Origin of the sequence: Methylobacterium trifolii (assembly GCF_022179685.1) — a bacterium.
GTDB classification, from domain to species: domain Bacteria; phylum Pseudomonadota; class Alphaproteobacteria; order Rhizobiales; family Beijerinckiaceae; genus Methylobacterium; species Methylobacterium trifolii.
In genome coordinates this window covers 1-13376 of sequence record NZ_BPRB01000120.1, presented here as the reverse complement: position 1 = coordinate 13376, position 13376 = coordinate 1, and the positions used below count along the sequence as shown (strand labels likewise).

At 69.5% G+C, this 13376-nt stretch carries 13 protein-coding genes and 1 tRNA gene; 9 read left to right on the top strand and 5 right to left on the bottom strand.

Annotated elements, in window-relative coordinates; genetic code table 11:
• Window positions 1–64: 64 nt before the first annotated feature.
• Complete coding sequence (locus COGEMETH_RS11625; RefSeq protein ID WP_238182722.1) at window positions 65–1330, top strand: OprO/OprP family phosphate-selective porin; 1266 nt, start codon at window positions 65–67, stop codon at window positions 1328–1330.
• A 15-nt stretch (window positions 1331–1345) separates the two neighbouring features.
• Here the strand turns inward: COGEMETH_RS11625 and COGEMETH_RS11620 are convergent, their stop codons facing one another.
• Together COGEMETH_RS11620 and COGEMETH_RS11615 are read right to left on the bottom strand one after the other, a co-directional pair.
• Complete coding sequence (locus tag COGEMETH_RS11620) at window positions 1346–2929, bottom strand: GGDEF domain-containing protein (RefSeq protein WP_238182721.1); 1584 nt, start codon at window positions 2927–2929, stop codon at window positions 1346–1348.
• A gap of 248 nt (window positions 2930–3177) precedes the next feature.
• A complete protein-coding gene (locus COGEMETH_RS11615; protein ID WP_238182720.1) occupies window positions 3178–5376 on the bottom strand; it encodes a transglycosylase domain-containing protein in 2199 nt (732 codons plus the stop codon).
• A 255-nt stretch (window positions 5377–5631) separates the two neighbouring features.
• On the opposite strand from COGEMETH_RS11615, the gene COGEMETH_RS11610 reads away from it, so the two are divergent.
• The 5 genes from COGEMETH_RS11610 to COGEMETH_RS11590 all read left to right on the top strand — a co-directional run bounded on the left by COGEMETH_RS11610 (window position 5632) and on the right by COGEMETH_RS11590 (window position 8639).
• The gene (locus COGEMETH_RS11610) at window positions 5632–5880 is read left to right on the top strand and encodes a hypothetical protein (RefSeq protein WP_238182719.1); all 249 of its coding nucleotides are present in this window, start codon (window positions 5632–5634) and stop codon (window positions 5878–5880) included.
• 6 nt (window positions 5881–5886) lie between these two features.
• On the top strand, window positions 5887–6141 hold the full coding sequence (locus tag COGEMETH_RS11605) for a PilZ domain-containing protein (protein ID WP_238182718.1): 255 nt from the start codon (window positions 5887–5889) through the stop codon (window positions 6139–6141).
• 126 nt (window positions 6142–6267) lie between these two features.
• A complete protein-coding gene (locus COGEMETH_RS11600; RefSeq protein ID WP_238182717.1) occupies window positions 6268–6519 on the top strand; it encodes a pilus assembly protein PilZ in 252 nt (83 codons plus the stop codon).
• Window positions 6520–6726: 207 nt separating this feature from the next.
• Window positions 6727–6802 (top strand) — tRNA-Phe (locus COGEMETH_RS11595).
• A 523-nt stretch (window positions 6803–7325) separates the two neighbouring features.
• The gene (locus COGEMETH_RS11590; RefSeq protein WP_238182716.1) at window positions 7326–8639 is read left to right on the top strand and encodes a class I SAM-dependent methyltransferase; all 1314 of its coding nucleotides are present in this window, start codon (window positions 7326–7328) and stop codon (window positions 8637–8639) included.
• A gap of 65 nt (window positions 8640–8704) precedes the next feature.
• Here the strand turns inward: COGEMETH_RS11590 and COGEMETH_RS11585 are convergent, their stop codons facing one another.
• Both COGEMETH_RS11585 and COGEMETH_RS11580 read right to left on the bottom strand, forming a co-directional pair.
• Window positions 8705–8902, bottom strand: coding sequence for a DNA gyrase inhibitor YacG (locus COGEMETH_RS11585; RefSeq protein ID WP_238182715.1), 198 nt, complete (start codon window positions 8900–8902; stop codon window positions 8705–8707).
• Window positions 8899–9504 carry a Maf-like protein gene (locus COGEMETH_RS11580; protein ID WP_238182756.1) on the bottom strand — a complete coding sequence of 202 codons (606 nt, stop codon included), beginning with the start codon at window positions 9502–9504 and terminating at the stop codon, window positions 8899–8901. Before COGEMETH_RS11580 ends, COGEMETH_RS11585 begins: the two co-directional genes overlap by 4 nt.
• 270 nt (window positions 9505–9774) lie before the next feature.
• On the opposite strand from COGEMETH_RS11580, the gene COGEMETH_RS11575 reads away from it, so the two are divergent.
• Entirely contained in the window at window positions 9775–11277 is a 1503-nt protein-coding gene (locus COGEMETH_RS11575; protein WP_238182755.1) for a phosphomannomutase/phosphoglucomutase, read from the top strand.
• Window positions 11278–11310: 33 nt separating this feature from the next.
• Here the strand turns inward: COGEMETH_RS11575 and COGEMETH_RS11570 are convergent, their stop codons facing one another.
• Complete coding sequence (locus COGEMETH_RS11570; RefSeq protein WP_238182714.1) at window positions 11311–11817, bottom strand: pilus assembly protein N-terminal domain-containing protein; 507 nt, start codon at window positions 11815–11817, stop codon at window positions 11311–11313.
• 568 nt (window positions 11818–12385) lie between these two features.
• On the opposite strand from COGEMETH_RS11570, the gene COGEMETH_RS11565 reads away from it, so the two are divergent.
• Both COGEMETH_RS11565 and COGEMETH_RS11560 read left to right on the top strand, forming a co-directional pair.
• The gene (locus COGEMETH_RS11565; RefSeq protein WP_238182713.1) at window positions 12386–12550 is read left to right on the top strand and encodes a Flp family type IVb pilin; all 165 of its coding nucleotides are present in this window, start codon (window positions 12386–12388) and stop codon (window positions 12548–12550) included.
• A gap of 310 nt (window positions 12551–12860) precedes the next feature.
• On the top strand, window positions 12861–13376 hold the full coding sequence (locus COGEMETH_RS11560) for an A24 family peptidase (RefSeq protein ID WP_238182712.1): 516 nt from the start codon (window positions 12861–12863) through the stop codon (window positions 13374–13376).

Genomic DNA, 13376 nt, shown 5'->3' with positions numbered 1-13376 from the left:
GAATAGCCCGAGCCCGGCCGCGCGGGCTCGGCTATGGGCCGGTGGGGCGATCCGAGGGTCCGACATGCCGAGCCGATCGACCGCGTGGGCGCCGGCCGTACTCCTTGTGCTCGGCAACCTCCTCGCGCAGCCTGCGTCCGCAGCCGATCAGGGCCCGCTCCCCGGCCCCTACGGCGAGACGCTCACCGTCGACGACAAGGGCATCACCCTCAGCTTCCGCGACGAGGCCGCTAGGCTCAGGATCGGCGGCAAGCTCCAGCTCGACTTCGGCGCCGCCGCGATCCGGCAGCCGGGCTTTCCGGAGCCGTTCCCGGACACCGTCGCCGTGCGGCGCTCGTGGATCGAGAGCTATCTCAGCCTCGGGAAGTCCCTGGAGATCGCCTTCCAGTACGATTTCGCCGACCCCATGCGCCCGATCAACGACGCGGTCGTCGCATGGCGGGCGCTTCCGGACACGATGCTGAGCGTGGGCAACATGAAGGAGCCCTTCAGCCTCGACCAGCTGAGCGGCGACAACACCACCGTCTTCACGGAGCGCTCCCTCGCCGACGCCTTCGCGCCCGCGCGCAACTTCGGCTTCGCCGCCGGGCGGAACGGCGAGCGCTGGACGCTGGTGGCGAGCGTCTTCGGCGGCAACGCCAACACCGGCATCCGCAGCGAGGGGGTCGCCGCGACCACCCGCGCCACATGGGCGCCGATCCGCACCGGCGACGCCGTGCTGCATCTCGGGCTGGCGGGCAGCTACCGCAGCCTGCCGCGCGACGCGGAGCCCCTGCAACTGTCCTCGCGTTCGGAGGCGTTCCTGTTCGCACGGCAGTTCGTGGACACCGGCGACATCCGTGACGCCACCGGCGTCGGCCGGATCGGCCTGGAGGCGGCCTACGGCAGCGGGCCGTTCCTGGTCCAGGCCGAGTACGTCCGCACGCAGGTGGAGCGTTTCGGCGGCGCCCGGCCGCTCAGCTTCCAGGGCGGCTACGTGCAGGCGAGCTACGTCCTCAACGGCCGCGGCCGCGCCTACGCCCTCGTGCCGAAATACGGCACGACCTACGCGATCTTCGAAGGGGTCAAGGTCGGCGACGCCCAGCGCCTCGTCAACGGCGGCTTCGGCGTGTTCGAGGTCGGTGCCCGCATCAGCGCGATCGATCTCGACGACGGCTCCGTCCGCGGCGGCATCGAGCGCGACCTGACGCTCGGCGTGAACTGGTATCCGGACAGGAACCTGCGCCTGACGGCCGACTACGTCCGCTCCCGCACCGCCCCGTCCGCCCTCCAAGGCGGCCGGGCGATCGATGCCGACGCCTTCATAGGCCGCTTCCAGGTCTACTGGTAACGGTCGTCCGGCCGTTCAGGCGCGGCGGTATTCGCGTCGGGCCTTCATGGACCGGCCCACTTCGGCGCCGGGGCTTCCGGCCTGGGCATTCTGCAAAGCCTCGCCGGCGATGCGCACGCGGTTGCGCCCGCTCCGCTTCGCCTCGTAGAGGGCGGCGTCGGCCGCCGCGAACAGGGGCTCGAAGCAGTCGTCGCCCGAGGGGTGCGCATGCCCGACGCCGATGCTGACGGTCGCGACCCCGCCCATCTCGGGCGCGTGCGGGATCTGCAGCAGCACGACCGCCCTGCGGACCTGCTCGGCCACCACCCGCGCCTCCATCGCCTGGAGGCCGGGCAGGATCACGGCGAACTCCTCGCCGCCGATGCGACAGGCGATGGCGCCGGGCCGGTCGAGGTGAAGACATCCGGCGATGGCCTTGAGAACGCCATCGCCGCGATGGTGGCCGAAGTGATCGTTGAACTGCTTGAAGTGGTCGGCGTCGATCAGGAGCAGCGCGAGCGGCACCCCGGTCTTCGCGGCCTCGCGCCAGGTTCCGGCGATCACTTCGTCGTAGCGGCGCCGGTTCGGCAGCCCCGTGAGGCTGTCGGTCGAGGCCAGCAGCGACAATTCGGCGTTGGCCGCCCGCGACGAGGACTCGGCGGCCGCCCGGAGGGCGATCTCCCGCTGGAGCAGCAGGGTCAGCCAGAAGGTGATCCCGCTGAGCCCGAGGATCAGGCACGCGATGAGGGCGGCCTTGGACATCCATGCGGCATCGATGCTCTCGACGCTCACGGCCACGTCCACGATCAGCGGCAGGCCCTCGATGTTGGCGAAGGCGTAGAGCCGCCGCTGTCCGTCGAGGTGCGAGGTGCCGACGAGGAGGCCGCGCTCGCTGGCGCGGAACCGTCTGTAGGTCTCTCCGGCGGCGATGCTGCGGCCCATGTCTCCGGGGGCCGCCGGCTGCTTCGCGAGCAGCGTGCCGTCCGCATGGAACAGGTTGACCGAAATGCCGTCGGAGATGCGCAGACGCGAGAACAGCCTCTGGAAATAGTCGAGGCGGATGGCCCCGCTGACGATGCCGCCGAAGGAGCCGTCCGGATTGGTGATGCGGCGGGCCATGGGCATGACCGGCCAGCCGGTCAGACGGGACAGGCGCGCATCGGAGACGACGAGGCCCGCCCCGGGGTCGCCTTCCAGCGTTCGAAACTCCGGGTGGTCGGCCAGCGAGCTGCCGACCGGGAAGACCGGATCGGAGGCCAACCGGACGCGGCCCGCGGCATCGGTCACGGCGATCATCCCGAGCCCCGACGCGGTCGCCGCCCGATCGAACAGGACGAGATGCTGCAGCTCGGGATCGAGTGCCGCGATGTCGGCGCGCGAGGCTCCCTCGGCCGCCGCCCTCAGGGAGAGGTCGTACATCCGGACGTTCCGGCCGACGCCCTCTTCGATCAGGGCCAGCAGGTTCTCCGCGTTCCGTTCCGCCTGCCGCCAGGCTCCGTCGCGCAGGTCGCGGATCAGGTAGATCCCCAGCAGGATCAGGCAGACCGTCACGCTCAGGCCGATGGAGGCGATCAGGCGCGAGGCGCGATCACGCCGCAGGTGCCCCGTCGCGACTCGCATCCATCCTGGGAACATCGGTGCCTGGCCCGAGAGTCGTACCGGTCCGCAACCGTACCGTGCAATCCTTACCGCACGGATAAGGCGATCGCCCCGGCCGGAACATCCGACCATGTCTGTTTCGAGAGTTCAAACTAAGAGGCAAGACTGCATTCGATGATCCTTCGGCCAGCTTCGACGGATCAAAACGCATCGGGACAGTCTACGGCGCCTTCGAGACCGGACGCGGGATTCGATAGGGATCATCCCTATCACTCGCCGAGCCCGAACAGCTTCTCGATGAAGTTCCGGTCGTCGCGGCTCGGACCGCTCGGCCGCCGTTCCGGCTGGGGCCGGGGCGCGGGCGCGGCAGGCTCGCCGAGCAACTGGCCGAGCAGGCCGCCGGGGCTGGCGCTGGCGACGGAGGCCGTCGTCTCGGGGGCCTTGCGCCAGCGGTTGAGGCCAGGCAGCGGCACCGGCGTCTGGCCCTTGAGCGCGACGCCCATGTAGGTCTTCCAGATCTCCAGCGGCAGGTTGCCGCCGGACGCCTTCTTGGTCGGCTCGCCGTCGTCGTTGCCGAGCCAGATGCCGGTGACGAGGCTGCCCGAGTAGCCGATGAACCAAGCGTCGCGGAAATCCTGGCTGGTGCCGGTCTTGCCGGCGAGGTCCCAACCCGGGATGTCGCCCTTCTTGGCGGTGCCGATCACGAAGGTCTCGTGCATCATCGCGTTCATCATGCCGACGGCGTTGGCATCGATGACGCGTCCGAGGCCGCCCTCCCCGCGCTTGTAGAGCAGCTTGCCGCCCCCCGTCTTCACGGTGGTGACGACATAGGGAATCACGCCGGTGCCGCCGTTGGCGAAGGCACCGTAGGCGCCCACCATCTCCAGCGGCGTCACCTCGGAGGTGCCGAGCGCGATCGAACCGTTGGCCTGGAGCGCCGAAGTGATGCCGAGGCGCTGGGCCGTCTGCACAACGGCCTTGGGGCCGACCTCCTGGCCGAGGCGCACCGCCACGGTGTTCAGCGAGAGCGCCAACGCGGTGCGCAGCGTGACCGCACCCTCGTACTGGTGGGAGTAGTTCTCCGGCTGCCAGTTGCCGATGCGGACTGGCGCGTCCTCCCGCACGGTATCGGGCGTGGCTCCGCGCTCGACGGCCGCGAGGTAGACGAAGGGCTTGAACGACGAGCCGGGCTGGCGCTTGGCCGTGGTCGCCCGGTTGAACTGGCTCTGGGCGTAGTCGCGGCCGCCGATCAGCGCCCGGATCGCCCCGTCCGGCCGCATCGAGACCAGGGCGCCCTGGCCGACGTTGTAGCGTCCACCCTTGGCGTTCAGCTCGTCCACCAGCGCCTTCTCGGCCGCGGCCTGGAGGCCGGTGTCGACGGTGGTCTGCACCGTGATGTCGGCCTCGAACTTGCCGACGAAGTCGTCGAGCACGTCCATCACCAGGTCGGCGACGTAGTTGGCCGAGCCGCCGCCGCGGCTGCTCGCGGGGCGCGCCGGCTGGGCCAGGGCCACCTTGGCGTCCTGGGCCTGGATGAAGCCCACGTCCTGCATCGCGGCCAGCACCTGCGCCGCCCGCGCCTGGGCGGCCGGCAGGTTGCGGTTGGGCGCGAGCCGCGAGGGGGCCTGGACGAGGCCGCCGAGCATCGCGGCCTCGGCGAGGCTGACGTTCTTGGCAGGCTTGCCGAAATAGCGCTGCGCCGCCGCCTCGACGCCGTAGGCGCCGGCGCCGAAATAGACCCGGTTGAGGTAGAGTTCGAGGATCTCGTCCTTGGTGTACTTGTGCTCCAGCCACAGCGCCAGGATCGCCTCCTGGATCTTTCGCGAGGCCGAGCGCTCGGGCGTGAGGAACAGGTTCTTGGCGAGCTGCTGTGTCAGGGTCGAGCCGCCCTGGGCCACGCCGCGCCGGGTCAGGTTCTGGCCGATCGCGCGGGCGATGCCGACCGGGTCGACGCCGAAATGGCCGTAGAAGCGCCGGTCCTCGATCGCCACGAAGGCGCGCGGCAGGTAGGGCGGCAGTTCCTTGATGCCGACGACGCGCCCGCCCGTCTCGCCGCGGTTGGCCAGCAGCGAACCGTCGCTGGCCAGGATCGCGATGTTGGGGGGCCGCTTCGGCACGGCGAGCTGATCGATCGGCGGCAGTTGCGAGGCGTGGTAGGCGATCAGGCCGGCGAGCCCGATGATTGCCCACAGGCCCAGCACGATGCCCGCATAGACGAGTCGGCCGAGGAACGAGCCGCGCCGCCGGCCCGGCTTCTTCTTCGCGACGCTGCGGCGGCTGCCCTTGGCCGGCCCGGCGTTCCCCCGCTTGGCGCCCTCGTCCGTTCCGCGTCTACCGCCCGCCACGCCGCCTCCCGCGCGATCGTCTCGCGACAGGCGCAGGTCGAGGCTGCCCCGATCCGCGGCGCGCCCTTCCGGCACGTCGAAGTTCGGTTCGCCCCGGTCGGCCCGTCCGCGTCCGTTCGCCATGCGTCCCGTCTGTGATGAGGCCGTGTCGAGGAGGCACGGCGCCCGATGCCGCGGTCCTCGAGAGCCACGGTTCCGCACGGTAAATGCGGCGGGTTTAAGGGATGTTAAGCAGGATCGTTCAGGCATTATTCCCTATAGCGAGGCGGGAGAGGCCGTCCTGCCGCACCGTTCGCGCGATCGATCAAATGCCGCGCATCGGCTGAACCGGGCGTTGGGAGGCCCCATGGTTCGATCGGGCGTGGTCGGGAGGCAACCGTGATCGACGCAGTGCAGACGGGCTCGAAGGGGCTGGCCGCCGCCGCCGCGCGCTTCGGCGCAGCGGCGGAGCAGGTGGCCCGCCTCGGGTCTGAGGCCACCGAAACGACCCTTCCGGACGCCGCCCGGTTCGACGTCTCGCAAACCGCCCGCGACCTGATCGAGGCGAAGGCGGGCTTCGGTGCGAACCTCGCCGTCGTGCGGGCCGCGGATGCGATGACCAGGCGATTGCTGGATGTGGAGGTCTGAGTGGCCATGCAGGACCGGAGAGCCGATGCCCGTCACCGGGTCGATGAGAACGGCCTCATCACGATCGACGAGCACACCTCGATCCCGTGCCTGATCTACGACCTGTCGAGCATCGGCGCGCGCCTCGTCTCCCTCGACACCCAGGCCGTGCCGCAGACCTTCCTGCTCTCCGCCGGACGCTTCGGCGCCGCCCTGGTCTGTTCGGTGATGTGGCGGACCGCGGAGGAGATCGGCGCCCGGTTCGACAGGGCGGCCGCCTGAGTCGAAGAGGACGATTCTTCCGCGAAGGCCGTCCGGCGCGACGAGACCGGAATCGGAGCATCGGGCGCCCTGATTCTTAACGCGTTCCCGCCACACTCCCATCGACGCGACGTATGGAGTGGCGCCATGACCGACAATCGCCGGACCGCGCACCGCAAGAACGCCTTCACCTTCGGCGCCCTGCGCGTGGGCGGGCGTGCGGAGGCGATCGAGTGCCTGATCTGGGACGTCTCCGACAGGGGCGCGAAGATCGAGGTCGAGGCGCCGGACGGCGTGCCGGACCGGTTCACCCTCACCACGAACGCCGAAGCCCCACCGCGCGAGGCGACCGTGACATGGCGCGAGGGCCGCCGCTTCGGCGTCACCTTCGCAGCATAGCACCGCTCCGGACGAACAGGTGCCGGACCACGCCGCCTCTCCGGGATCACCCGGCGCGGCGACGCGTCCACGGGGCCGACCCATCGCAATCCGCAATCCGCAAGCGACCCGATTTCCGGGGCCGGGCTCCGGCGATATGAGGCTGGACAGGGTGCCGGGCACTCACTATACCCCCGCTCCACCGAAGCCGCGAAGCGGTGCGGTGACGCCCAGGTAGCTCAGTTGGTAGAGCATGCGACTGAAAATCGCAGTGTCGGCGGTTCGACTCCGTCCCTGGGCACCATTCGACATCCGTGCCGGATCATCGCCGCGAGCGAAGGCGTCGCCGGGCGCATCGGTGACGTAGCGGCCCCTGTGCGGTGTCTCGATCGGCGGCCCTAGTCAGGCTTGTCGGGCACATGCTAAGCGGGTTCCCCACGAGCGGTCATCGGACTTGCGGCGAAAACCTGCTTCATTTCAATCATCTAAGCAGATCGACGCAGGCTCGGCGACGAAGACTCGCCAGAACCTGCTCCGTTCGTGAAGGGGCAAGGTCGGAACGAGGCCCCTTCAGTTCGATATCGTGCCGGACCCGATGATGGTGGAGCGTCTGCGGCGGGACCTCCTCATCATGGCAGGCATGGGCCCGTGCGAGGACGATTCTTCGTAGGCCCGCCGAAATCCGGACCCTGCGGCTTCACTGCCGAACGCCGGGATCGTACCGACCGCTTCGGCGATGTCCGGCAGGAAGACGACCCCGGCGCTTCACCGACGCCAGAGAGAACAGACGGAGACGCGGCGTGGGGGCTTACAGGATTCCGGATTGGTTGACCGACCTTCTGGAGTGCCCGGAATGCCGGCGCTCCAGGCTGGTCCGGGAAGACGACCGATACACCTGCCGTCATTGCGGCAGCACGCATCCGGTGGTGAACGAGGTGCCGCTGCTGATGCCGGCCAGCGCCGTCGAGGACGGCGCGCGACTGATCTCGGCCCATCTCGGCGACCTCGACCTCGCATCCGTGGAACGCGCCCTCGGCTCCGCGCTCCGCTTTCGGCTGGCCGATCCCTGGCTGCGCAGCGAATTCACCAACATCCTCGACCGCTACGAAAGCGTCTTCGCCGGTCATTCGGCAAGCCCTGGGGAGGCCGAGCGCCGCCGCCCCTTCGAGCCGGTCGCGGAATACTTCAACCCGCGGTTCGAGCCGGGCCGCGAGACGTTCCGCTCGTTCCGGATCCGCAACAACACGCCGCACGTCCTGGCATCCGAGGGCGAGAAGCCGTTCAACGTCTCCTACAAGATCACGGGTCCGAACGGATTCGAGACGGAGGGCGTTCGCTCCCGGTTTCCGATCCCGCTCAAACCCGGTGGCGAACTGACCGTCCCGGTGCGGATCAAGGCTCCGGATCGGGAGGGGGATTATCGGATCTCGGTCCTGATCGTGCAGGAATTCGTCGGATGGTACGAGGAGTCACCGATCTTCGTCGGTGAGTTGCGCGTGGAATCCGGTGTCGAGGCTACGCCGCACCTCATCAGGCCGCCGCACAAGGGCTATTTCGACTTCGAAGAGGATCTCAGGCAATGCGGGCTCGTGATCGAGCGCGCGGTCGACATGGTGCGGGAGCGGCGGCCGGACGCGGGCGTGATCCGCGTGGCCGAACTCGCCTGCGGACACGATCCGCAGATCATGCGGCACTACCAGCCGGGCACGCAGGTCGTCGGCTTCGATCTCTGCTGGGCGCAGGTCCAGTTCGCGTCGCTGATCTTCCAGAAGAAATGGCCGGCGCACGACGATCGCTACGCGTTCGTCTCCGGAGACGTCTTCAACGCGCCCTTCAAGGCTAAGTCGTTCGACGTCATCGTGATCAGCGCTGCCCTCCACCACTTTTCGAATACGGTCGAAGCCCTGAAGCTCATGAAGGACATGCTCGCCCCCGGGGGGCGCATCGTCCTGCTGCGCGAGCCGGGAGCCGTGGCTCCGGACGACCCGACCTACATCCGGGAACTGACCAACGGCTTCAACGAGCAGCAGTTCGTCCTCCCCGAATACGAGACGATGTTCCAGCGCACCGGACTTCGGCCGATCTACGAGCAACTCGACTTCGAGTGCTCCTACAAGACCATCCTGGTCACGACCGACTGACGGGCTGCCGTCGTTCGGAGGGGGGCGACCGTCCGGCCCGGCCTCGCTCCGGCCAACCGGTCCCGTCAGGAGCGCGGCGGCGGGTCCGTCTCGTCGTCCGGGTCCTCGGCCGCCGGGATCGCGTAGCGGTCGCTCAGCCAGCGCCCCAGGTCGATGTCGGCGCAGCGCTCCGAGCAGAACGGGGCCAGGGCTGGCTCGGCCGGGCGGCGGCAGATCGGGCACGGCGGCGGTTTACGCGTCCCTTCGGGTGTCCGGCCCGTCACGCCATCGCTCCCCAGCCTGCCCGGACCGGGAAACCCTCGCCGTCCAGCAGGCTCATGGTCTCGTAGAGCGGCAGGCCGACCACGGCGCTGTGCGAGCCGACGAGCTTGACCACGAAGGCGCCGGCCAGCCCCTGGATGGCGTAGCCGCCCGCCTTGCCGCGCCATTCGCCGGAGGCGAGGTAGCCCTGCATCTCCCGTCCCGAGAGCCGCTTGAACCGCACCCGGCTCTCGACCAGCCGTTCGCGGCGCTGGCCCTTCGGCGTGAGCAGGCCCACCGCGGTGTAGACCCGGTGCTGGCGCCCCGAGAGCAGCCGCAGGCAGTCGGCCGCCTCGTCGGGCGTCTCCGCCTTCGGCAGGATGCGCCGCCCGACCGCGACCACCGTATCGGCCGCCAGCAGCCAGTGGTTCTCGCCGCCCTCCTCCACCCGCATCGCGCCCTGTGCGGCACCGAGCTTGTCGCGGGCGAGGCGGCGGGCGAGGTCGCGGGGGGATTCTGACTTCCGGGGCGTTTCGTCGATGTCGGCGGGCAGGAGGGCGTCGGGCTCGATGCCGATTTGCTGGAGCAGGGCGAGGCGGCGGGGCGAGGCCGAGGCGAGGATCATCCGGGCCGCCGGCGCCTGCGCGGTGCCGGCCGGCGGCGGATGGTCGGCCGCAGGGGTTGAAGCGTCCATGATGCCCCGATGCTCGTCCGCCCGCGCCCGATGGTCCGGGCGGATCGTGGGCGAGGGCGGGTGATAGTCGAAGGCCGGCCGCTTGTGAACATCGCCGCCGTGCCGCGGCGTCGACTCCGCCCTGCGGCAAGCTTTTCCTTTCGGGGCCGTTCCGCTAAGCCCGGACACGTCATGTCCCAGACACGATCCGAAGGGCCCGCGATGTTTCCCAAGCCGCTTGCCGCGCTGACGCCCAACACCTTCGAGTTCGAGCAATTCCCCCTGGTGAAGGCGACGGGCTTCCGCGAGTACGATGCGCGCTGGCTCTTCCCCAAGGAAATCAACCTCATGGGGGTGCAGGCGCTGGGGCTGGGCATCGGCACCCTCGTGCACGAGATGGGCGTGCGGCCCGACATCGTCACCGGCCACGATTTCCGCAGCTACTCGCAGTCGATCAAGCTGGCGCTCATCGCCGGCATGCAGGCCGCCGGAATGCGGGTGAAGGATGTGGGCCTCGCCCTCTCGCCGATGGCCTATTTCGGCCAGTTCGCCCTCGACTGCCCCTGCGTGGCGATGGTCACGGCCTCCCACAACGACAACGGCTGGACCGGGGTGAAGATGGGCGCCAACCGCCCGATGACCTTCGGGCCCGACGAGATGGGCCGGCTCAAGGAGATCGTGCTGGGCGGTACCTTCCAGTACCGGGACGGGGGCGCCTACGAGTTCGTCGAGGGCTTCGCCCAGACCTATCTCAACGACCTGAAGTCGCGGGCCAAACCGATATCGCGAAAACTCAAGGTGGTGGCGGCCTGCGGCAACGGCACGGCCGGAGCCTTCGCGCCCAAGCTGCTGGAGGCGCTGGGCGTCGAGGTGGTGCCGCTCGACGTCTCCCCCGACTATACCTTCCCCCGCTACAACCCGAACCCAGAGGACATGGAGATGCTCCATGCCATCGCCGCCGCGGTGAAGGAGCACGGCGCCGACGTGGGCCTCGGCTTCGACGGCGACGGCGACCGCTGCGGCGTGGTGGACGACGAGGGCGAGGAGATCTTCGCCGACAAGATCGGCGTCATGCTGGCCCGCGACCTGTCCAAGCTCCATCCCGGCGCGACCTTCGTCGTCGACGTGAAGTCGACCGGGCTCTACAACACCGACCCGGAGCTGAAGGCCCTGGCCGTCAAGGCCGATTACTGGAAGACCGGTCACTCCTACATCAAGCGCCGCGTCAACGAGCTCGGCGCGCTGGCGGGCTTCGAGAAGTCCGGCCACTTCTTCTTCAACGAGCCGATCGGCCGCGGCTACGACGATGGCCTGCTCACCGCCATCGCCGTGATCGAGATGCTCGACCGCAACCCCGGCCAATCGATGGCCGACCTCTACCGGGCGCTGCCCAAGACCTGGGGCTCGCCCACCATGTCGCCCCATTGCGACGACGAGGTGAAGTACGGCATCGTCGAGAAGGTGACCGAGCGCTTCAAGGCCATGCATGCGGCCGGCGAGACGATCGCGGATTCGAAGATCGTCGACCTCGTCACCGTCAACGGCGTGCGCGTGACCACGGAGGACGGCACCTGGGGCCTTGTGCGCGCCTCCTCCAACAAGCCGGAACTGGTGGTGGTGATCGAAAGCCCGGCCTCCGAGGCGCGGCTGCACGCCATGTTCAAGGCGGTGGACGCGGTGCTGCGCGAGAGCCCCGAGGTCGGGGCCTACAACCAGACGATCTGATTTCTTTTCCGGGGGCGCCGCGTTCGGCGGCGCCTAATGCCCCATCCCCGCGGCGCCCTCGGCGCCGCCACCGGTGGCGAGCTTGCGCCGCGCGTCGGCCTGGCCGCTGACCTCGCCGAAGTACTTCGACGAATCGCCGAGCTGGACCGCGGGCTGGCAGTTCGGCGTGCAGGAATAGGAGTTCCGCTCGTCGGGCCCGCGCTGCACGGTGACGACGGAGGCCTGCGAGGCCTCCACCCGGATCGTGGTCTCGGCGATCAGCGCGCCGCCGGCGTCCAGCGCGATCAGGTTGGTCGAGCCGAAGCTCTTTCCGGTGAGCACGACGACCCCGTTCTTCTGGGGCGTCACATCGGCGATGATCGGGTTGCCGACGATGACGGTCTGCGTCTTCTCCGGCAGGCGCATCACCTTGGCGTTGTCCACCATCACCGTGATCACCGGCAGCGCCGGGGCCGGCGCCGCACCGGCCGGCAGCGCTGCGAGGGCCAGCGCCAGGGCGAGGCCGGCATGCTGGACGAGGCGGGACGGGAGGCGGCGCATCGGACGGGCACTCGAGGGAGGCTTCGGTAAGGGACCGCCCACTTTGGCCACCGCGAGCCCGGTCGGGCTCGGCGCGGCGGCGCCACCGGGCGCACCGGTCCTGGCTAGAAGACACCGGATTGGTGAACGAAGCGCTAAGTGCCCTGCCGAAGGCGTCGTTGGCCGCAGCCCGGAACGGATCCGAGCCTCGTCGTCTCCCTCCCCATTTGCGGGATAGGGGAGCGACGCATCTGGATACGGCGCTCCCCTATCCCGACCCGCCAAAGGGCCCACCTTCTTCCGCAGAGGGGAGAAGGACGCGCGCCGTGGCGGGCTTCCAAGACCGACGTCTCAAACCCGTGTCCACCGTGGCCCAAAGGGGAGGCGCTCGCGTCATCGAGCGACCCGGCTCCACCACGCCCCTTACCCTTCCTTCACCACGCCGCCGATGTTCCTCCGGGACGGCCGTTTCGGCGGTCGATTTAACCGATTTGCAATCCGGGACGGGCAATCTCCGTCTGCCGCCGATCGAGACCGACAAGATCTTCGACGGTTCCCTCGCAAGTCGCTCCACAAAGGACCCGATCCCATGAAGACCATGTTCAAGCGCTTCGCCTCCGACGAGTCCGGCGCGACCGCCATCGAGTACGGCATGATCGCCGCCCTGATCGCCGTCGTCATCATCGGCACGCTGAAGATCATCGGCACCCAGCTCAACGCCAAGTTCTCGGCGATCTCCTCGCAGCTCAACTGATCGCGGCCGTCCCACGGGACGAGACGATCGGCGGCATCTCCCCAGACCTCGGCCCGCCTCCACCGGGAGGCGGATCGGGGTCCGGGACGGCACCGGCCCCGCCGGCGCGATGCGCGCTCCACCACTGGGGGAACGGCCCGGCCCTTCAAGGCCGGGCACCCCGCCCCGGTCCGCGAGGGCCGCCCGCCAGACCACATCACCGCCGTCCGGCCTGCGATCCGCGAGCTGCGCCCCTGTCCGGGACCGGCTCCGAACCCGTTTCCCGCGGGAGCCCGCCGGATCGCGCCGCAGACACGGATCACGGGGCGTCATGGCAACCTTGGCAACCTTCGGCCTCCTGGTCCTCTTCCCGTTCCTGATGGCGTACGCCGCCGCCAGCGACCTCCTGACCATGCTGATCCCGAACCGGATCTCCCTGGCGCTGGGCCTCGGCTTCTGCGTGCTGGCGGCCACCGGCCTCCTCAGCTGGGCCGAACTCGGCCAGCATGTCGGCGCCGGCGCCCTGGTGCTGGCCGTCACCTTCACCCTCTTCGCCTTCGGGGTCATCGGCGGGGGCGATGCCAAGCTCGCGTCCGTCACCGCCCTGTGGCTCGGCTTCGACGGGCTGCTCGACTACCTGCTGATCGCTTCGATCCTCGGCGGCGGCCTGACCCTGGCCATCCTGGCCGCGCGGTCCCACCCCCTGCCCTACACCATCGCCCGCCTGCCATTCGCCCTGCACCTGCACGACCGCCAGACCGGCATCCCCTACGGCATCGCGCTCGCCGCCGCCGCGCTCCTCGTCCTGCCCGAGACGATGGTCTGGACGCGGGCCGTCACCGGCTGA